This is a genomic window from Streptococcus sp. 27098_8_69, assembly GCF_041432445.1.
Classification (GTDB): domain Bacteria; phylum Bacillota; class Bacilli; order Lactobacillales; family Streptococcaceae; genus Streptococcus.
In genome coordinates, this window is the sequence record NZ_JAPVZO010000028.1 from 1 (window position 1) to 18,908 (window position 18,908).

General features: G+C 36.9%; 22 protein-coding genes and 3 pseudogenes. 5 read left to right on the top strand and 20 right to left on the bottom strand.

The features are described 5' to 3' along the window. Positions 1 to 614: hypothetical protein (locus O3658_RS08950; RefSeq protein WP_371560974.1), on the bottom strand; the 614-nt coding region annotated here is incomplete at its 3' end. Between the two features lie 425 nt (positions 615 to 1,039). On the opposite strand from O3658_RS08950, the gene O3658_RS08955 reads away from it, so the two are divergent. The 3 genes from O3658_RS08955 to O3658_RS08965 all read left to right on the top strand — a co-directional run bounded on the left by O3658_RS08955 (position 1,040) and on the right by O3658_RS08965 (position 2,180). After that, on the top strand, positions 1,040 to 1,294 hold the full coding sequence (locus O3658_RS08955; RefSeq protein WP_371560976.1) for a transposase: 255 nt from the start codon (positions 1,040 to 1,042) through the stop codon (positions 1,292 to 1,294). A gap of 229 nt (positions 1,295 to 1,523) precedes the next feature. Beyond that, complete coding sequence (locus tag O3658_RS08960; protein WP_371560978.1) at positions 1,524 to 1,742, top strand: hypothetical protein; 219 nt, start codon at positions 1,524 to 1,526, stop codon at positions 1,740 to 1,742. A gap of 66 nt (positions 1,743 to 1,808) precedes the next feature. Continuing rightward, a complete protein-coding gene (locus O3658_RS08965) occupies positions 1,809 to 2,180 on the top strand; it encodes a transposase (RefSeq protein WP_371560980.1) in 372 nt (123 codons plus the stop codon). 78 nt (positions 2,181 to 2,258) lie between these two features. On the opposite strand, the pseudogene O3658_RS08970 reads toward O3658_RS08965, so the two are convergent. Further along, positions 2,259 to 2,500 (bottom strand): annotated as a pseudogene (locus tag O3658_RS08970) (lactococcin 972 family bacteriocin). A gap of 308 nt (positions 2,501 to 2,808) precedes the next feature. On the opposite strand from O3658_RS08970, the pseudogene O3658_RS08975 reads away from it, so the two are divergent. After that, positions 2,809 to 4,065 (top strand): annotated as a pseudogene (locus O3658_RS08975) (ISL3 family transposase). Between the two features lie 128 nt (positions 4,066 to 4,193). Here the strand turns inward: O3658_RS08975 and O3658_RS08980 are convergent. The 18 genes and pseudogenes from O3658_RS08980 to O3658_RS09065 form a co-directional block, all read right to left on the bottom strand. After that, positions 4,194 to 5,528, bottom strand: a complete 1,335-nt coding sequence (locus tag O3658_RS08980) for a sensor histidine kinase (RefSeq protein ID WP_371560982.1) — start codon at positions 5,526 to 5,528, stop codon at positions 4,194 to 4,196. Next, a complete protein-coding gene (locus O3658_RS08985) occupies positions 5,521 to 6,192 on the bottom strand; it encodes a response regulator transcription factor (RefSeq protein WP_000590623.1) in 672 nt (223 codons plus the stop codon). The genes O3658_RS08980 and O3658_RS08985 overlap by 8 nt, the downstream gene beginning before the upstream one ends. 115 nt (positions 6,193 to 6,307) lie before the next feature. After that, entirely contained in the window at positions 6,308 to 8,854 is a 2,547-nt protein-coding gene (locus tag O3658_RS08990; RefSeq protein WP_371560984.1) for a M1 family metallopeptidase, read from the bottom strand. A gap of 122 nt (positions 8,855 to 8,976) precedes the next feature. Continuing rightward, on the bottom strand, positions 8,977 to 9,417 hold the full coding sequence (locus tag O3658_RS08995) for an ASCH domain-containing protein (protein ID WP_371560986.1): 441 nt from the start codon (positions 9,415 to 9,417) through the stop codon (positions 8,977 to 8,979). After that, positions 9,414 to 10,262: a putative PEP-binding protein gene (locus O3658_RS09000; RefSeq protein WP_371560988.1), complete on the bottom strand. Its 849-nt coding sequence runs from the start codon at positions 10,260 to 10,262 to the stop codon at positions 9,414 to 9,416. The genes O3658_RS08995 and O3658_RS09000 overlap by 4 nt, the downstream gene beginning before the upstream one ends. Before the next feature lie 41 nt (positions 10,263 to 10,303). Next, positions 10,304 to 11,032: a GNAT family N-acetyltransferase gene (locus O3658_RS09005; protein ID WP_371560990.1), complete on the bottom strand. Its 729-nt coding sequence runs from the start codon at positions 11,030 to 11,032 to the stop codon at positions 10,304 to 10,306. Beyond that, a complete protein-coding gene (locus O3658_RS09010; RefSeq protein WP_371560992.1) occupies positions 11,019 to 11,519 on the bottom strand; it encodes an NUDIX hydrolase in 501 nt (166 codons plus the stop codon). The genes O3658_RS09005 and O3658_RS09010 overlap by 14 nt, the downstream gene beginning before the upstream one ends. Before the next feature lie 39 nt (positions 11,520 to 11,558). Then, positions 11,559 to 12,164, bottom strand: a complete 606-nt coding sequence (locus O3658_RS09015; protein ID WP_371560994.1) for a DUF6707 family protein — start codon at positions 12,162 to 12,164, stop codon at positions 11,559 to 11,561. Positions 12,165 to 12,236: 72 nt separating this feature from the next. After that, a complete protein-coding gene (locus tag O3658_RS09020; RefSeq protein WP_371560996.1) occupies positions 12,237 to 12,788 on the bottom strand; it encodes a hypothetical protein in 552 nt (183 codons plus the stop codon). A 138-nt stretch (positions 12,789 to 12,926) separates the two neighbouring features. Continuing rightward, on the bottom strand, positions 12,927 to 13,268 hold the full coding sequence (locus O3658_RS09025) for a hypothetical protein (protein ID WP_371560998.1): 342 nt from the start codon (positions 13,266 to 13,268) through the stop codon (positions 12,927 to 12,929). Positions 13,269 to 13,286: 18 nt separating this feature from the next. Then, a complete protein-coding gene (locus tag O3658_RS09030) occupies positions 13,287 to 13,706 on the bottom strand; it encodes an SMI1/KNR4 family protein (protein ID WP_371561000.1) in 420 nt (139 codons plus the stop codon). Positions 13,707 to 13,725: 19 nt separating this feature from the next. Then, on the bottom strand, positions 13,726 to 14,061 hold the full coding sequence (locus tag O3658_RS09035; protein WP_371561002.1) for a hypothetical protein: 336 nt from the start codon (positions 14,059 to 14,061) through the stop codon (positions 13,726 to 13,728). Between the two features lie 36 nt (positions 14,062 to 14,097). Further along, positions 14,098 to 14,796 (bottom strand): 3-oxoacyl-ACP reductase, encoded by a 699-nt coding sequence (locus O3658_RS09040; protein ID WP_371561004.1) that lies wholly within the window; start codon positions 14,794 to 14,796, stop codon positions 14,098 to 14,100. After that, positions 14,789 to 15,025 (bottom strand): DUF2829 domain-containing protein, encoded by a 237-nt coding sequence (locus O3658_RS09045; RefSeq protein ID WP_371561006.1) that lies wholly within the window; start codon positions 15,023 to 15,025, stop codon positions 14,789 to 14,791. The genes O3658_RS09040 and O3658_RS09045 overlap by 8 nt, the downstream gene beginning before the upstream one ends. A 98-nt stretch (positions 15,026 to 15,123) precedes the next feature. Further along, entirely contained in the window at positions 15,124 to 16,050 is a 927-nt protein-coding gene (locus O3658_RS09050; RefSeq protein WP_371561008.1) for an aldo/keto reductase family oxidoreductase, read from the bottom strand. A gap of 117 nt (positions 16,051 to 16,167) precedes the next feature. After that, positions 16,168 to 16,668 (bottom strand): annotated as a pseudogene (locus O3658_RS09055) (EbhA); the annotation flags it as partial. After that, positions 16,662 to 16,832: a hypothetical protein gene (locus O3658_RS09060; protein WP_371561010.1), complete on the bottom strand. Its 171-nt coding sequence runs from the start codon at positions 16,830 to 16,832 to the stop codon at positions 16,662 to 16,664. The pseudogene O3658_RS09055 and the gene O3658_RS09060, both read right to left, overlap by 7 nt. 12 nt (positions 16,833 to 16,844) lie before the next feature. Further along, a complete protein-coding gene (locus tag O3658_RS09065) occupies positions 16,845 to 17,291 on the bottom strand; it encodes an ATP-binding cassette domain-containing protein (RefSeq protein ID WP_371561011.1) in 447 nt (148 codons plus the stop codon). Positions 17,292 to 17,715: 424 nt separating this feature from the next. Between O3658_RS09065 and O3658_RS09070 the strand changes: the two genes are divergently transcribed. Next, entirely contained in the window at positions 17,716 to 18,570 is an 855-nt protein-coding gene (locus O3658_RS09070) for an Rgg/GadR/MutR family transcriptional regulator (RefSeq protein ID WP_371561012.1), read from the top strand. Positions 18,571 to 18,908: the final 338 nt, after the last annotated feature.

Genomic DNA, 18,908 nt, shown 5'->3' on the forward strand with positions numbered 1-18,908 from the left:
TCCTTTTCTTGATTTTCCACTTCTTCAGAGTGAGTTTCTCCCGAATTTTGTTTAGACACATCAACTTTTGAAGGTTGTTTATCTTCAAAATAAATATGTAAAGTTACAGGGATTTTATTATCAAATAAACTAATTCGATGACTCACTGAGAATTCTTTATAGGTAGGGGCCGCTTTTACGAAGCCTCCTATTCCTAGTAGAGAGACTATAAAGAATAAAAAAAATATAAATTTTCTTGTTTTAGAAAGGTAGTAAGCAACCAAGAGTAAACTTATAATTGATATACCAATTAAGGTACACTTGGTCCAAGTTTCTCCAGTACTTGGCAGAGCCTTTGACGTTTTTTTTATTTTTACATCAAATTTATGTGTTTGGTGGCTCCCTAATTCTTGTAAGGTTGGTAGCTTATCCACTAGCTCATAACCCGCAGGTAAGTCTAGTTGGTAACTTAAATTTTCTAAAGGTCGCTCTTGTTGATTTTCAACATTAATTGTAATAGTGTCCTGACCATTGGAATTTATTGAAGTTTTAATTTCCTGGTCAGCATAAACAATATTATAAGAAGTGAAAAGAAGAAGGATACCTGAAAGAATGCTAATGAAAATTTTTTTCAAACCTCTTTACCTCCTGACTTCTTTTTCATAAAAATTTATGTTTTGTATGTTATTTTAGCCTACCTATGTATTGGTGGGGAATTGCAATAAATATTTTGGAAAAGCATAAACATATATAATTTACCCTTTCTTGGTCTACGAATAACTACCCTTTGCCTGTAAGATGAACATTTATAGCCACATATACAAAAACTCTCATAGTATTTCTACTTGTAAGTGCCTTGACTTATGGAGAATTTTGTAGGATAAATCATCCACTAAAAATGTAATATGTACTATAAAATAAAACGTTTTCGTATTTTTAATTCGAAATTAATAGTTTTGATATTAATACTATCATCATTCGCTGATACTGTCAATTGATGTTAGTATGATTTTATGGGCACGTTTTGGTAGACTAGTATCTAACCAAAGGAGATGTCCAAATGAGGCAAAAATATACCAAAGAGTTCAAGGAAACAATTGTTCAATTGCATGAAGCAAGACAGCCTGTTTCAGATCTAGTCAAAGAGTACGGAGTTGCCAACCAAACTATATACAAATGGCTTCAACTATACGGGAAATCTAAAGATCAAAATGTATCCCTTCATGACCTCCAACAAATGTGCAAAGAGATGGCTAAAATGAAGGAGGAAAATGAAACCTTAAAAAAAGCCTTGACGATCTTTGCGAAGAAATAAAAGATTCTACTATCTTCCAAATGATCGACCATCTTTATGCTAGTTATCAGTTTTCTATCAAGATGATGTGTAGCCTATTCCAACTTTCACAGGCTAGCTACTACGCCTTTAAAAGCCATCAACCAAGCAAACGAGATCAAGAAAATAAACTTCTTTTAAAAAGGAGATTATGATCTCTTATCTTGCTTCTTCTAAGAGATATGGTGCTTCAAAGATCCATAAAGATTAATTGGAAAAGGGATACCAGATTTCTGAAAAGAGAGTACAAAAACTGATGACTGAATTAAATATTCGTTCGATCGTCAGAAAGAAATACCAACCTGCTTCATTGTCAAAACAAGAAGCAAAAGAATACCCCAATTTGTTAAAACGTGATTTTTCAACATATAAAATCAATCAAAAGTGGGTAACTGATATGACATATATCTACACACTTTCGGATGGCTAGTGCTATTTATCAAGCATTTTAGATCTTCATTCTCGGAAAATTATTGCTTGAAGACTTTCCAGACAGATGGAAACACGACTCGTTATAGAAACACTACAAGATGCCTTAAGTAAGCGAACTGTAGCAGATGGGCTTATCCTTCACTCAGATAGAGGGAGTCAATATACAAGTAAGGAATACAATGATTATCTTGAACACCACAGTATTCGACATTCCTATAGTGCTAAGGGATGCCCATACGACAATAGTTGTATAGAGTCATTTTACGCAACGATCAAAAAGGAGTGTATTTACGCCGAAGCTAATATTGGTTATAAAGATTTTCAGACCTGTTACGATAGTATTTTTAAGTATATTGAAGGTTTTTATAATTCGAGGAGGCGTCACAGCAAACTGAACTATCTTTGTCTGAATGAATTTGAAAAACAAATTGCTTAGTTAATAGTACTCCTTCTACGTGATTATAAAATTCATCTTATGATCTCGTAGAAGGGGTTCAGCAACCGAAGAGGGGCGCTAGCCTTCAATTTTCCTCCCAAAATGTGTCCAAAATATTGACAGAATTCCACTATCCCAATTACTTACAAGAGAAGAATAATGATATTTTTTACCATGATAGTAGTTTGAAAAAGCCCAACCACCTCCTGAGCTTTCTCCGTACGTCCATACTCCTCCATCTGGATATTGTACAGCAGCTGATACGGCTCCCATTATGAAATAAGAGCTAGAGCGAGTAATCTATGTTTTTTCGTTTTCATTTTATTTTTTCTTTCAAAAAAAGCAAACCCTGAGTAACAATACGACAAAATAAATTCTCCTCTCTTTTTTTGAAACCGCTTTCTTTATAAAGCAATGGTAACATTTTAACTATTATATGTCAATTAATTTTAAGTAAATCAAATCAGAAAAATTTTTTCAAATAAACTATTGTAATAATAAAAAAGCCTCTATAATATTTGTAGTGGGTAAATCCCCCATGGATCTTATGGAGCCTATTTTGTTGTAGAAAAAAAGTCCCATATGACCTATAATGAAAAGCAACCAAACCATCATTAGAAAGAATCATATGGAACAATTACATTTTATCACAAAACTACTCGATATCAAAGACCCAAACATCAAGATTGTAGATATCATCAATATGGATACACACAAGGAAATCATCGCTAATCTCGATTATGAGGCTCCACATTGTCCTAATTGCGAAAGTCAAATGAAGAAATATGACTTTCAAAAACCTTCTAAAATTCCTTACCTTGAGACGACTGGTATGCCTACCAGAATTCTTCTTAGAAAACGCCGTTTCAAATGCTATCAGTGCTCTAAAATGATGGTGGCTGAGACTTCTCTCGTCAAGAAGAATCACCAAATCCCTCGTATCATCAACCAAAAGATTGCCCAGAAGCTAATTGAAAAGACTTCTATGACCGATATTGCTCATCAGCTGGCCATTTCAACTTCAACTGTCATTCGCAAGCTCAATGACTTCCGTTTTAAGCATGATTTTTCTCGTCTTCCTGAAATTATGTCCTGGGACGAGTACACCTTTACAAAGGGAAAGATAAGCTTTATTGCGCAAGATTTTGATAACCTCAATATCATCACTGTTCTTGAAGGTAGAACACAAGCTATCATTCGAAATCACTTTCTTAAATATGATAGAGCCGTCCGATGTCGCGTGAAAATCATTACCATGGATATGTTTAGCCCCTACTACGATATTGCCATAAAACTTTTTCCTAACGCTAAAATCGTTCTAGACCGCTTTCACATTGTTCAACACTTAAGTCGTGCTATGAGTCGTGTGCGTGTCCAAATCATGAATCAGTTTGAGCGAAAATCCCATGAATACAAGGCTATCAAGCTCTACTGGAAGCTCATTTAACAGGATAGTCGTAAACTCAGTAATAAGCGTTTTTATCGCCCTGCTTTTCGCATGCACTTAACCAATAAAGAGATTCCAGACAAGATTTTGACCTATTCAGAAGGCTTGAAACACCACTATAATCTCTATCAACTCTTACTTTTTCACTTTCAGAACAAGGACCCTGAGAAATTCTTCGGACTCATTGAGGACAATCTTAAGCAACTTCATCCTCTTTTTCAGACTGTCTTTAAAACCTTCCTCAAGGATAAAGAAAAGATTGTCAACGCCCTTCAACTACCCTACTCCAACGCCAAATTGGAGGCAACAAATAATCTCATTAAACTTATCAAGCGCAACGCCTTTGGTTTTCGAAACTTTGAAAACTTCAAAAAACGGATTTTTATCGTTCTGAACATCAAAAAAGAAAGGACGGAATGTGTCCTTTCTAGATCTTAGCTTTTCTTCAACCCACTACAGTTGACAAAGAGCCATAAAAATCCCGACCTATTTTTTATAAGATAACTAAAGGGCTGCGACTAGAAAAGCGATACTTGGTCTTCCGCTTTCTAAGTCATAGCCTTTTTTTATTTATTTTTACGCTTGGATGGTGTTTGAATGGCGATTTTTACTTCAAAAATCGTACCATGAGGTTTGTTATCCTTAACACTGATGGTTCCTTTTAAGGCATCGACAATCTGTTTAGCTAAAGACAAACCTAACCCAAAGCCGCCTTTTTGGCGAGTACGAGCCTTGTCAACTCGATAAAAGCGATCAAAAATTTTCTTTTTATCTGCTGCAGAAATACCAATTCCATCATCAGCTACTGACAAATAGAGATTACGCTCCGTCGTAGCAATGACAAAATGAATATCTCCTTCTTCTTCTGTGTACTTGACAGCATTGTCAAACAAGATAGTCATCAGTTGCTTAAGAAGAAGCTTATCTGTTATGATGGTCCGATGAATACGATTTTCAAAATGAAAAGCACGGTTATTTTCAGACGCAATCATTTCATAGCTGGTAAAAGTTGTGTTAAAGAAATCCGGCTCTACCTCTCCTAACTCCGGTTTAATACCGTCATCACGACGAGCTAAATTAAGTAGATTAGTCGTTAAAAATCGCATGTTCCGAACTTCTTCTAGACTGGAGGCAATACTCTCACTTGACTCCATAATAGTTGCCTCAGGTTTTCTGAAAAGAGTTTCTAGACGATTTTGAAGAACAGCCAATGGAGTTCGTAACTCATGACTGGCATTTTCCACAAAGCTCTGTTGCTTTTGCATGCTCTCAAGTAAAGGTTTAACACTGACACGCGCAAGATAAAGGCTGGCAAGGATGGATAAAATCCAGAAGCTAGCCATGACTACCACGATTAATTGCTCATGATTTTGACTGATTTGCTCTATCTGACTGGTATTCATCAAAACCGCTGCATACTTAATATTGGTCGAGACAGAATCGATATTTATTTCAGATAAAATCACTCGGTAAATCTCATCCTGACCGTAACTATTCTGAACATGAAGTTGTCGAATATGATTCAAATCCTTTTTATTAAAAGTAATCTTATCAAGACCTAAAAAGCGGTTGCCAGTCACTAATTGATTCAAATTTGAATCCAACAAAATCACTTCTGTATTGGAACTGACCGTTGGTTTTTTATCCGTTGATGGAGTCACGGATTGACTATTGAGATCTTTGACTTCATCTGTTGCTCGATTGACAGCCAACTGGATGACATCTTGAGGATTGGCACTGAGAGACAGAAGCTTCTCATCTACTGAGGTGTAGAGACTGGAGTGCATAACCTGCAAGATAATCAAGGTCATAGCAGAGAAAATCAGAGTAAATACTCCAAAGTTACGGATAAAATAACTGAAATCCTCCGCATACCAATTCTTTTTAAATTTATTAAACATGTTTTAAAATATACCCAACACTACGCAAGGTTTGGAGGTTTTCAGCAAAGACTGATCCCTTTAATTTCTTACGAACTTTTGATACGTAAACCTCTACGACAGAGATAGTTGTATCACTATCGAATCCCCATAAACGGTCAAAAATCTGGGTTTTGGGTAAGATAACATTTTGATTTTGGAGGAAATAAACCAAGAGATCAAATTCTTTACCCAATAATTCAACAGCAGTCTCATTGACTTTAACCTCATTAGTAGAGAGATTGACAGTCAAATCACCATAGGAAAGGGTATTTTCATTGAACTTACCAGAACGTTTAAGCAGGGCCTGAATACGCATCTTGAGTTCTTCTAGATAGAATGGTTTTGTCAGATAATCATCTGCCCCAAGCTCAAATCCGTGTCCCTTATCATCGAGACTTTCCTTGGCTGTCATGATCAGAACAGGAGTCGAAATACCTTTTTCACGCAATTCTTTTAAAACTTGGAATCCATTTTTTTCAGGCAACATCAAGTCCAATAGAATCAAATCATAAACACCACTTTCAGCCTCATAAAGACCTTCTTCTCCATCAAAAACCTGCATGACATCTGCAAAATCATCCAAGAAATCAAATACTGAATTAGACAGGCCTAGGTCATCTTCCACTAATAGAATTTTGATCATCAAAAATTCCTCCTTATTATACCTATTATAGCAAAAATATCTTAAAAAAAACTCAACTTCCCTTGTTTTTCCTAGAGAAAGTTGAGTTTTTGTAATCTATTTAGACTAGAATCTTTTAAGCTTTGCTATATTGAGCTACAACTGCTTCAACTGCTGCTTTTTCACGCTTGATCAATTCAACGCGAGCTGCGATGTCCTTAATTCCCATGCGGATATTACGGCTAAGGGCAAGGTCAGAAAGTTGTGGTTCATAGAATGCCTTGTATTCTGCCAAGCGTTGCTCTGTTTTAAAGATGTGTGATGGGAAGATGACAAAACTGTCAAAACTCATATCACCACCAAGAGCTGCCTTAATCCAATCCCAGTTTTCACGTGCCCACACCCATACAGTTTCTTGAGTTGCTTGGTGTCCGAGGAATTGGAGATACCATGCTGAAAGGTCCTGTGGTTTCACGACAAATTTGTCCTTCCAAGTTGCAAGCAGTGTTTGGATGTTCTCTGCATCTGTCGCATAAGCAAGAGCTGCTGCCAATTGGCGTTTAAAAGCGGCATCTGTCGCATGAGTATAAAGATCGAGATAAGTTGCGACCAATTCCTTAGTCTCATGGTGTTTCATTTCATTGATGAGAACTTGTGAACGAATAGCTGCTGGAAGTCCTGAAAGATTATCCTTGTGGGCTGCAAAAATTTGACTAGCAACTTGACTGGCTTCCTCGTCATTTGAACGAATCATCATAGAAATTGTCAATTGACGAACCAATTCATCCTCATCAGATTCACCCTCTTTAGCTTCAAAACCAAGACGATCATAGTTGTAACGAGCCAGTTTAGCAATAAGGGCTTTAAAGGCTTTTTCTGCCTCTGTTCCTTCATCAATGAAGCGTTCAAGGGCTGTAATAACTTGAGAAACGGCAGCAACAACTAGGTAAGATTCTTCTTGTGCCAATTGATCCACTACTGGAAGCAAGTCTGCGTATGAAATGTGACCAGCTTCAGCTAGCAAACGACGTTCTTGAACAATTTGAAGTTTACTAGTGTTATCAAGTTCTACTAATTCTGAAAGAACAGCATCCAATAATTCCCCTTGATAGTCAGTAATGTAATGTGCTGTATTTTCAGTGTTAAGACGAAGGGCTCCTTTGTTTTCAGCAAGAAGAGCTGCATAACCTGGAATTTCGATGCTTTCAGTTTCGAGTGTATCTGGTAATCCTTTCCAGTTGCTGTTAAGTGGCACTACCCAAAGACGGTTCTTGTCTTCATGTTCACCGATAAAGAATTGTTTTTGTGAAATCTTCAACACATCATTTTCAACTGTAGCAGTAAGGACTGGATAACCAGGTTGCTCCAACCAAGAATCCATGAAGGCTGCTACATCACGACCAGATGCTTGTCCGAGGGCGTTCCAAAGGTCACGACCAATGGTATTTCCGTATTGGTGTTTTTCAAAGTAAGCATGCAAACCTTTGGCAAAATCAGCATCTCCTAACCAACGGCGAAGCATGTGCATGAGACGGCTTCCTTTGGCATAAACGATAGCACCATCGAAGAGCGTATTGATTTCATCTGGGTGGCTAACTTCAACGTGGACAGATTGAACGCCATCTGTCGCATCACGTTTAAGAGCGGCTGGCACTCCACTTGTTTGGAAGTCTTCAAAGATATTCCAGCTTGGCTCGATAGCATCCACACAGACGTATTCCATCATATTAGCGAAGCTTTCATTGAGCCAGAGGTCATCCCACCACTTCATAGTCACAAGGTTACCAAACCATTGGTGAGCAAGCTCGTGGGCAATGACTAGAGCAACTTGTTGACGGCTGGCAAAGGTAGAGTTCTCATCCACAACCAAGTAAACTTCACGATAAGTCACAAGACCCCAGTTTTCCATAGCACCAGCTGAGAAGTCAGGAAGGGCGATGTGGAGAGATTGAGGAATAGGGTATTTTACACCGTAGTAATCTTCGTAAAACTCGATTGAACGAACAGCGATGTCTAGTGAGAAATCAAGGTTTGAAAGTGGATGCGCCTTGGTTGAGTATACACCTACCAAAGTACCATTTTTTGTCTTAGCAGTTACCCCTTGCAAATCACCAGCAACGAAAGCTAGCAAGTAAGAAGACATACGTGGAGTTGTCTCAAACTTCCAGATACCAGTTTCCTGGCGGTTTTCAACATCAATCTCTGGCATGTTAGACAAGGCCAATTCACCTTCTGCTTGGTCAAAGCGAAGAGCTAGGTCAAAGGTTGCTTTGGCTTCTGGTTCGTCCACACATGGGAAGGCTTCACGAGCAAAGTGACTTTCAAACTGAGTTGACAAAACTTCCTTCTTAACACCATCAACTGTATAGTATGATGGGTAGATTCCTGTCATGTTGTCTGTGATTTTACCTGAAAATGCTAGAACCAATTCAACTGAACCAGCTTCTTCAAGTTCGATATGAAGAGCTTCGTTTTCATTATCAACTGTAAATGGACGAGCTTGACCTGCTACTTCAACAGAAGCAATTTCTAGGTCTTTTTGGTGAAGGGAAATACGGTCACTTTTAGCTTGACCAGTAATAGTTACTTTTCCTGAAAAAGTCTTGGTCTCACGACTCAAGTCTAAAAACAAATCATAATGTTCAGGAACAAATTTTTCAATATAATGTTCTACTGCTTGCATCATATTCTCCTATTCTATATTTCTGAGCAAATGCTTTAGTTCAAACATACCTATTTTATCATATTTTAAGTCAGAAAAAAGCTTTGGACGGTTATTTCCAAAACTTTCTTCCTTCTAGTAGTCTACAGAGGATAAACCTTGCGAAATTCTTCTAAAACAACCTTGCTGTCAGGTGTAAAAGTCAAACCTGCTTCTCCTAACCAGTCTTTGAAAAAGTCTTCATGAACCTGACGCCAGTAGGCTAAAGATTTGTCTCCCTCACCTTCCTTGTAGGCATGGTCGGCTGAAACCTGATGGAAAGGCTGAACGGAAACCTTTGTAATTTCGACGATGCAAACAGCTTGATCCTTACTGTCTAAAATAGCATCAAAAGTTCCTTCTTGTGGAAGGGGTTCGTCCTCTACTGCGTAAAGATCGTAAGCTGAGGCAGTTGCTGTTTTTTCGCCTGTAAACACAAGATCCGCTAAAAGGTCTGGATCCACTCCAAAGGCCCAGGCGTCTATCTCATCTCCGATAGAGGGGTTGATTTGCTTGTAGGCATTCCACATTTCTTGAGGTGTCATAGGTTGCTCCTTTGTATTTTTTTACTTTCTTCTTTTACACGTTTGAGATGGTTTGGATGGTCAATCTCTAAATTAAAAATCTCTGGAATAGAACTGTAATGGATAATGCACTTGATATCCATTTGATTCATTTTTTGTATGAAAAAAGCATTCAGATATCCTGCTACAGCAAAGTCAACCTTTTCCCTACTTGCTTTATCCTGCATCTGTCTCAGCATTTCTAACATAATGGGACTTTCCATATCATGCCATTGACTATTTCTCACAGTCGCAAAAACAAAAGAAGTCAAATCATTCATTCCAACTATAATCTTTGAAATACCGGTTTCAATTATTCTGTCCAAGTCAAAATAAGCTGACGGTAATTCAATCATTGTTCCAACTTTTCCAGTAAAACCATGCTGGCTCAACACTCTAATAGCTTGTCTTAATTGGTCGGCATCATTGACAAAAGGAAAAATAACAGACAAATTGGGATTGTTTTGATAAACTTCTGTAACGACATGTGCCTCAGCCTGAAACTCATCCGGACACGCCAGTAAACGCCTAGTTCCTCTATATCCAAACAAAGGATGATTTTCATCAAAGTACTCTTTAGTTCCCTCTAAACAATTGGCTTCTGTATTCGTTAATTCAGAAAAACGATACCAGACTTCTTCATCTGAGTACAAGGAGCAGATAGTATCTAGATAATCTTTTACAAATTGCTGACAACTTGGTAACAGGATGTTTTGATTGAGCTCTCTCAACAAGTATTCCCCACGAATCATGCCGACGTGGTGCAATAGTTGTGGGTAAACTTTTTCAACAATTCTTTCGCCACTAAGAGCCAGTTGGTTTTTCATAGCCATTCACCTCGTCTTAAAAGATACATTATCACATATCATTATATGACACTTTCCTCTAGTTCAAAAGCTTCATAAGGTTCAGCTAACTCGTATCCTAAAAATTCTGCTACTTTTTTGGAAGCCTCGTTATGAGCATCCCAAAGTGGAAACATATCTCTATTTAAACTCTCTAGAATCATTGCAGCACCAAGTTTTTTAGCAAATCCATTTCCTTGTTTGTCTGGCCTAGTTGCAACTTCCACTTCAACTGCTCCACGGTAAACTAACCCTGACGAAATCCCAGCAATCACTTCATTATCTTTAAGAATAACAAAGCCAAATCCACCTTTTAAAGCAAAATCTTGGTAGGACTCAAAATCCCCTTGTAAATCTTGTGACCATTCTTCCTCAGAAAGGCAGTTATAAATACGATTATCAATAGGCACAATATTGTAACCTTCCTCTATATGAGTAACTAGATCATTTAGAAATTCAACTTTAAAATTTGCCTTATCCTTAAAAGAATAGCGAGTAAAAGAAATTAACCCACCTTGCTGATGCAGAAAATCTTGCCACTTAGTGTCTTCTGAAATAATAATCTTATAATCTAAACCATATTGCCTAACAAAATCTTCCCAAAATCTGGAATCCAACTCCCCTGCTAGGTATAGAAAATTCCCAATATCATAAAAGCTCGTTGTCCTATCACTGTTTCGATAAACAGTCCCGATTTGAGATTTAAGACCATAGAGAACCATATATTTCTTCCATGTTTTAAATAGTTCCATTATTCCTCAATTTTACCTTCCAATTCTTATAGCTTGTCATGTCCAATTCTGGAAATCCTCGTAACTCTGCCTTCACCTTCAATACTAAGGGTGAGGCATTTTCTTGGGTCATTTGCTCAATAGGGACCCAAACTACATTTGCTGAATCATTGCTTCCATCAAGAACCTCTTGAGGAAGGGATTGTTGAGTGCCTTCGAAATCGAGTACGATATCATAAAAGGCCATGATATGGTGAACTGCGAAGTCTTCACCATTTTCTTGAACCATCACATCGTAAATTCTAGGATTTGAATAACTGCTAAGAGAATACCCTGTCTCTTCAAGAACTTCTCTCTTGAGAGTTTCTGTCAGCCCCTCCCCTACTTCCTGACTACCACCAGGTAAATCAAAACGATGTTGATAAGGTCCTCTCGTTTTCTCAATGCAGAGTAATTTTCCTTTCTCATAGCAAATGCCATAGACACCAAAGTGATTTTTGATTTCCATATTCCACTCTTTCTAACAATCCAAGATTGATACCTTACCTCATCCTTTAAAAGAAAAGAGGCTATAGATTTCATGTTCCTTGATATACTTCTTCAGTATCTCCATATTCTCTTCAATTTTTGCCTGAATATCTGTCTTTTCACAAGATGACTCAGCAATAAAGAGGTGAATCTTCAATAAATCTGTCAAGTATAGCAGACGACGTTCCATTTCTGATTCAGGACTTGAAGCTTGCTTAATTTTTGCAAGCTTTTGCTCCAAGCTATCACCATTCAAAAATCTCTGATGACCTCTCCTTCTTATGTTTTGAGTGGATTCTTCCCCTTGTTCTAATGGGGATAAAAGAAGTTTTTTATAGGCAGATAGCTTATTTTCTGTTTCTCTTTCCATCCAGGTCAATAAAACCAGAGAACTATCAACAAAGGTCCAAGTGTTATAATTTCCTTCAAATGGGACTTGTATAACACTCTCCAATAATTTCTTAGCAATTTCCTCTTGACCATCTAGATAAAGTAGATAGGCCAGATGATTAAGCGATTCGAGATAGCTAGCTTGAGTCTTCTTATTCTTTTTGGGAACCAGGTTTAAATAAGATACTAACTCAAGATTATTTTCAACCTCTTCGATTAGTTCTTTCACATTCATTTCTTTTCTCCTATCCAGTTCACTTTTTGTTATTGAGAAAGGCTTTAATTACAAATCTATCTCAGCTCACTCTTACCGAAATAGATATTCTTTCGCTGTCTCTTGGACATCCTGGGAAAGGTAGCGCTCTATCAAGTCACCTGTCCCAGCAATAAATTCCTCCTGTGGGACATCTTCTCTTTGGTTCCAAAAATTTGAAAAAGCGAAATAGAACTCAAAAAACTCCGTCAAACTTGCGCTGAGTTTATAGAAGTTAGGATCTCCAGGACTGCCCGCGTAAACAGGGGATTTTTCATCTTTCATATCGCAGAAAAGAATATCGTCTGTATCTGTAGTAGCGAATATCTGGTATTGCCCTTCACTAAATTGAAGAACATCTTGTAAGGCCCAGCATTCAACTGTCCTTGCAGGAGAGTCTAATGGCAACAAAACGATATTAAAATTTTGATTGGCAAAAAACAAATCCTTATCGAACTCTGTATGTTGATAGTAATCAAGCAATTCTCCTGTCAAATTGGAAGACTGAATCCTTAATTTTTCATTTGAAAAACTCACTGATTGGGGAATAAACGTTGTTTCCTCATAGAGTTTAATAATCTTTTTTAATACAGTAACTACTGTCATTTTTCTCTCCTCGGTCATTCGTCTTACGTCTCCTTTAAGAATTCCAGCCATATCTTCACATCTGGATTTATCTTATGTGCAATCTCACTCCTTATGAGATTCGTTTATTTATAACGGAACTTCATAAATTTAGGAGAGCTAATCAGAATCAAAAGACATAAAACTATCATGTTGCTGATAATAATTCAAAGCACCGACCAAGTCTTGGAGACTTGCATCTGGCTTTTCCTCAAGTGCGACTGCAAGAACATCAATCAACTGCTCTCCATAGTAGACTAGTTGCAGATCTTGATCCGTTGCATCAGCTGGGTAGAAATCACGGTCTTCCACGACATCCGGATAATCGGATACCCGATAGAGCCTAGCTAGTGCCAGTTCTCCATCCTCCTTGCCATAGAGGCAAAAATCATCTGATGCCAACTTGTCCACGCGCACCTGCTCAATGATCTGATCTAGTGAAAGTTCTTGGTGTTTTCGCATCCCGTCTCCTTTTTAATCTCACTCTTCAACAAAAGAGTTCAAAAATTCCTCAAAAGACGGCCATTGACCGTAGATCTCGGCTTTTTCTTCCAGAACATAGAAGTAAACCATACCATAATCTTCTTCCCTTAGAGAAAGAACATAGTTGCCAGAACCAGGATCATAGGCGAAATGGAGAAGGTCTGTAGCCCTAAATCCTGCAGGCACAGCCTCATCGTCATACCATGTAAGAGACTTCCTCATTTCCTCAAGTGAATTAAAGGAATTGAAAGGAAAGAGGTGATGTTCATCGTGGACACCACTTACTTGGGGCTGACCACCGTTGTACTTGAGATAAAAGTCCATCATAGGCTCCGGTAATTTCTTCCCAAGAATCTCCTCAAATTGTAAAAGGTCTTCTTTTGAAATCGGTGAATCTTCATCAAGCATCCTAAACATGATTACTCCCTTCAGTTTTCTACAATTCTTCTTTTAGTATCTTGTCAATAAAGTCATAGACATTTGCAGCAACTTTTTCCATTTCTAAGGAGCCTAAAGCACCCAGGTCATTTTCATAAATGCAATCATCAGAATTTTTCTTGATAAAGTAAGCCAAATCTCCTTCTTGTCCAATCATAAAGTAATCTGGCTCTACTTCCTCAATCTGATAAGTCTTATTACGCTCTTGAAGATCCTCCTTAGCATACAAACAGATGCCTGAATCTCCAATTTCATATGGGTCAATCTCTTCCCACTCTGATAAAAACTGATAATAGAGATTGGGCAAGACAAATCCAAACTCATCTCTTTTCATAGCTTACCTCCACATATTTATAGAATAGCAACTATGCTACTTCAAAGACCATCCACCGTCAATAGTGAGAATTTGCCCCTGCATGGCGCTTGCTTTTCCACCTGCTAAAAAGAGGCTGACTTCTGCCACTTCTTCTGGCTCAATCCAGCGTTTGATAGGTGTTTCACTGGCTACCCAGTCAGCTAGTCCACCTGGCTCAAAGTCAGCTGCGGTCATACCAGTCTTAACTGCACCAGGAGCAATCCCAAAGACCTGAATACCAGCTTCAGCATAGTCTAGAGCTAATTGCTTGGTAAAACCAGCTAAGGCGTGTTTGGACGAGGTATAGGCGTGACCACCACCGCCAGCTAAGCTTGAAGCAATGGAACACATATTGATGATGGTTCCTTTTTTATTTTCCAGCATTTGAGTCAGATAATGTCGCGTCAACTCTACTGGAGTCACATAGTTGATTTCAAAAATCTCTTGGATTTCTTGGGCAGACTGTTCCAGTAAAGGTTTGTAGTCATCCAAAACCCCAGCTGTATTGCAGAGAATATCAACTTGAGGGCACCATTCAAAAATAGGTTCCAAGTCAAGCGTTAAATCACGTTGTAAAAAGTGAAAATCACCTTGCAAGTCAGGATTATCCTCCTGATCCACACCGTAAACTTGATACCCTTTTTCTAAAAATAGGCGAGCTTGTGCAAGACCAATCCCTGAGCTAACACCTGTAACTAAGACACGTTTAGTCATGAACTTCCACCCAGTCTACCGCTAGGACATCACAAGGAGTTGGGCTCCACATAGAAAAACCTTCCCCTTCACCAGACACGTTGATGAGGAAATAGGGTGTCACTTCAAGAGCGACCCCGTTTTGCTCGATAGTGTCAAAAAGTTGAACATAGTTTTCAGCTCCACCCCATCCAGTACGTACATATTTCTTCTTAGCCTTTAGTCCAGGCAAAATTTCTTCAAATGTCATGTTTTTCTCCTTTGTTATCTATGAATCTTAATTTAATTATAACAAAAAACCGTTTTCCAACGGCTTTTTGACTGTAATTTCTGAAATGTAATTTCCCCTTACGGCAAATCATTCCCTGCTGCGAGGTAAATCTCGTACCATTCTTTTCGTGTTAGAATCAGGTTACTTGCTTGGCTAGCTTCTAGCAAATGTTTTGGATTTGTTGTCCCTACCACCGCCTGCATCTTGGCTGGATAGCGTAACACCCAAGCGATAGCAATAGCTGATGGGCTGACTCCATATTTTAAGGCTAGTCGATTTAGGACTTGGTTTAGTTGTTGGAACTTCTCATTGCCAACAAAATTTCCCTTGAAGTAGCCAAACTGTAAAACTGACCAGGCCTGAATAACCATGTCGTTCAATTTACAGTATTCAAAGACGCTTCCATCACGCAAAGCCGCCTTGTTCCCTTCCATATTGACATGAAATCCTGCTTCAAAACCAGGTGTGAAAGCTGCACTTAGTTGTAATTGATTGATAGCTAGAGGCTGTTTGACTTCTTTCTTCAGTAACTCCATCATCATAGGATTTTGGTTGGACACACCAAAGTCTCGAACTTTACCAGATGTGTGGAGAATGTCAAAGGCTTCAGCCACTTGATTAGCTTCCATCAATGCATCTGGACGGTGAAGAAGCAAGCTATCTAAATAATCAACCTGCAATCTTTTTAAAATACCATCTACTGACTCTAAAATATAATCTTTTGAAAAATCAAAATAGGTAAATTCTTCAATGCGAATACCACATTTGGATTGAATCCACATCTTTTCTCGCAGGTCAGAGCGATTCTTTAACACTTGACCCAGTAATTCTTCGCAACGTCCATCACCGTAGATATCCGCCAAGTCAAAGGCATTGATTCCAACAGACAGGGCTGTTTCAACCAGCTCCTCTACTTCTTTGACCGACTTGTCACCGATGCGCATCATACCGAGCACAATTTCTGATAGTTCTTTTTTCTCTTGACCAAGAGTTATGTATCTCATCAAATTTTTCTCCTTTAATTTCTACTGTTCTTCCCTTCATTATAACAAAAAACCGCTTTGCAACGGCTTTTTGACTGTATATTAGTTCAATAAATTAATAGCTTTCCAATTTTTTAATTATTTAAGTTCAATCAATTTATTATAAATTTCCTCAGTTAACTCTTTCTGCTGTGTTCCTGTTAGATAATGTGAAGTACGAATTAAAACAGTGCCATAAACATAGTGTGAGCCAGGATTTAAAGCAGTAGCATCAAATACACTAATATATGTGTTGCGTTTTTCAGCATCTTCTTTTGTCCTATAAACTTCTACATTTCCACCAGCATCATTACCTTTTTGAACAATATCAGATCCCTCTACTGAATGTGTCACTCGATTATCAACAAAATATACAGACGCTGTATACCCACCTTGTTTATTCAATTTATTATTTGGATCGTTATTTTCAGTAACAGACTGCACTCCTGTAATTGAAGAAATTTCTTTAAGTCTTCCTTCAACAAAAGTATTAGACGGATTTATAATTTGTTTTAGTTGAAGAATGCTATTTTGATAGTGAGTCTGTTTGTCAGATAAATTCTTTTTTGTTTCACTATAGTCCACTGGTTTGCTTAATTCTTATTGTTTTTGTAAAAAATCAGCGAACCCAATACTATTCCATTCAACAAGCCTAAAGAAATACCATATTCAACTGGAAAAACTAAAAAAATTGCAAATACTATTCCAATCATCACCCCTAGTGAGGCTGCTGTTGAAATTACATATTCATTTACTTTCTTCATTTTCTTTACACCTCATTTCCTTTTTGTATATAAGCTGTAGTACTCTCCACCAAGAGCCATTAAGTACTTATGATTTCCTGACTCAACAATCTTACCACCTTTCATTACAAAAATAATATCCGCATCCTTAATCGTTGACAATCTATGAGCTACAATTATTTGAGTACAGCCCTGACTTTTTATATACTTTGTTATTCTTTCCTCATTAATAGTGTCTAATGCACTAGTTGCTTCATCTAAAATTACAATACTAGGATTATTTATTAATGCACGTGCCAGTGCTATCCGTTGTCTTTGACCACCTGAAATATTTGAACCCATCTCTGAGATGATAGTATTAAATTTCATCGGCATAGCAATGATTTCATCATAGATTTGAACTGCTTTACAAACTTCCTCTATCTTTTGTGAAGTAACTTCGTGCTTTAAAGTTATGTTATCAAGAATACTTCTGTTCAATAAAAACGAATCTTGTGGAACTACTCCTAAATTTTGACTTAATATTTTTTATCTATTTGATTAATAAATAATCTTTCCGAGTGCTTAGCTATTTTAAAATATTTTAAAAATTCATTATAAAAATAAATCAATTCATCAATGGAAAGATTACAATAATATTTGGAATAAATGAATAAATCTTTTATTTTCCGAGACAACTCACTACCAATCCCCTTTGCAGTAGGTAAAATATTGTTCTCAAATAAGGTAGATATAGTTATAAAATCATTTAATAAGCGATGAATATTGATTTCTTCTAATTGTTTACTCTTTAATAATTGATAACAATAGTGATATTTTTTTCATATTATTCCTCCTTTTACTTTTTAATTATTGTATAATAAATAAAAAGTATTTAAAATTTTGTTGGGAAAGTGGGAAAAATATGAAATCAAAACTTGGTACAACACTTAGAAAAATTCGTAAAGGGAAACAAATCAGCTTGTGCTCTATTGCTGATGATAATTTATCGAAATCACAGATTTCTCGTTTTGAGCGAGGCGAATCAGAGATATCTTGCATCCGACTGATTAATATTTTGGACAAATTACATATATCTCTGGATGAATTTCTCATTTTACATGATAATGATTATACAAAAACTGAATCGTTTGCTAACTTGATACAGTATATTAGAAAAGAGTATTCTTTACAAAATATCCAAAATATTTCAACTTTACTTTCTGATTCCTCAAATTACAATTTAAATTCATTTGAAAAAACAATGATAAAGTCTATCATACACACACTAGATAATGATGTCGCTCCAACTGAAGAAGAAATCCTTCAATTAACAGACTTTCTTTTTAAAGTTGAAAAGTGGGGATATTATGAAATTATTCTTCTGGGAAATTGTGCCCGAACAATAAAATATGAAGCATTGTTCTTACTTACAAAAGAAATGTTAAAAAATTATATCTACTCTTCTCTAAATAAAACTAATAAAAAGTTAGTTACGCAACTCTCAATTAATTGCTTAATATCAAGCGTTGACATTGAACAATTTGAAAATTGTAAATACCTAATAAAAGAAATATCACAATTACTAGAAAATGAACTAAATTATTATGAACAAACTGTATTTCTCTATTCACAAGGGTATTTTGAATTTCACCATGATGCTGATGCTGGAAAATCTAAAATGCAACAAGCACTCCAAGTATTTGAAATACTTGGAGAAAAAAGTATTTATAAACAATATTTAAATCACTACTCCAAAAATATAGAAAAAAACTCCTAATAAAAAAGGAGCAATCTACTCCCACAGACACCTTTATATTTTTGCCTTTTTGACTCCCATGTGTATTTGGAAATAGATTTTAAATAATTCTGCTATTATTCCGACTACCTCACTTCAAACAGTTAAGCTGATACTCCTATCGAAAATCATGACCACCCGTCTAACGGGTGGTTTGTAGTGAAATGAAATAAAAACTTAACAAATTGATTGGGGAAGTCAAACTAATTTCTAACAATTTTTTAGAAACAACAGTGTACCATTCCAACTTCAATCTACTATATTTGTCTCGCACCTAACGGAGCAAGACAGACTGAAAGTCACATAGAAAAAACAGAACT

What these genes read in the sequence shown, in the direction of transcription:
- O3658_RS08955 (WP_371560976.1), top strand. Translation starts at nt 1,040, where the DNA reads ATGAGGCAAAAATATACCAAAGAGTTCAAGGAAACAATTGTTCAATTG.
- O3658_RS08965 (WP_371560980.1), top strand. Translation starts at nt 1,809, where the DNA reads ATGGAAACACGACTCGTTATAGAAACACTACAAGATGCCTTAAGTAAG.
- O3658_RS08980 (WP_371560982.1), bottom strand. Translation starts at nt 5,528, where the DNA reads ATGTTTAATAAATTTAAAAAGAATTGGTATGCGGAGGATTTCAGTTAT.
- O3658_RS08985 (WP_000590623.1), bottom strand. Translation starts at nt 6,192, where the DNA reads ATGATCAAAATTCTATTAGTGGAAGATGACCTAGGCCTGTCTAATTCA.
- O3658_RS08990 (WP_371560984.1), bottom strand. Translation starts at nt 8,854, where the DNA reads ATGCAAGCAGTAGAACATTATATTGAAAAATTTGTTCCTGAACATTAT.
- O3658_RS08995 (WP_371560986.1), bottom strand. Translation starts at nt 9,417, where the DNA reads ATGACACCTCAAGAAATGTGGAATGCCTACAAGCAAATCAACCCCTCT.
- O3658_RS09000 (WP_371560988.1), bottom strand. Translation starts at nt 10,262, where the DNA reads ATGAAAAACCAACTGGCTCTTAGTGGCGAAAGAATTGTTGAAAAAGTT.
- O3658_RS09005 (WP_371560990.1), bottom strand. Translation starts at nt 11,032, where the DNA reads ATGGAACTATTTAAAACATGGAAGAAATATATGGTTCTCTATGGTCTT.
- O3658_RS09010 (WP_371560992.1), bottom strand. Translation starts at nt 11,519, where the DNA reads ATGGAAATCAAAAATCACTTTGGTGTCTATGGCATTTGCTATGAGAAA.
- O3658_RS09015 (WP_371560994.1), bottom strand. Translation starts at nt 12,164, where the DNA reads ATGAATGTGAAAGAACTAATCGAAGAGGTTGAAAATAATCTTGAGTTA.
- O3658_RS09020 (WP_371560996.1), bottom strand. Translation starts at nt 12,788, where the DNA reads ATGACAGTAGTTACTGTATTAAAAAAGATTATTAAACTCTATGAGGAA.
- O3658_RS09025 (WP_371560998.1), bottom strand. Translation starts at nt 13,268, where the DNA reads ATGCGAAAACACCAAGAACTTTCACTAGATCAGATCATTGAGCAGGTG.
- O3658_RS09030 (WP_371561000.1), bottom strand. Translation starts at nt 13,706, where the DNA reads ATGTTTAGGATGCTTGATGAAGATTCACCGATTTCAAAAGAAGACCTT.
- O3658_RS09035 (WP_371561002.1), bottom strand. Translation starts at nt 14,061, where the DNA reads ATGAAAAGAGATGAGTTTGGATTTGTCTTGCCCAATCTCTATTATCAG.
- O3658_RS09040 (WP_371561004.1), bottom strand. Translation starts at nt 14,796, where the DNA reads ATGACTAAACGTGTCTTAGTTACAGGTGTTAGCTCAGGGATTGGTCTT.
- O3658_RS09045 (WP_371561006.1), bottom strand. Translation starts at nt 15,025, where the DNA reads ATGACATTTGAAGAAATTTTGCCTGGACTAAAGGCTAAGAAGAAATAT.
- O3658_RS09050 (WP_371561008.1), bottom strand. Translation starts at nt 16,050, where the DNA reads ATGAGATACATAACTCTTGGTCAAGAGAAAAAAGAACTATCAGAAATT.
- O3658_RS09060 (WP_371561010.1), bottom strand. Translation starts at nt 16,832, where the DNA reads ATGAAGAAAGTAAATGAATATGTAATTTCAACAGCAGCCTCACTAGGG.
- O3658_RS09070 (WP_371561012.1), top strand. Translation starts at nt 17,716, where the DNA reads ATGAAATCAAAACTTGGTACAACACTTAGAAAAATTCGTAAAGGGAAA.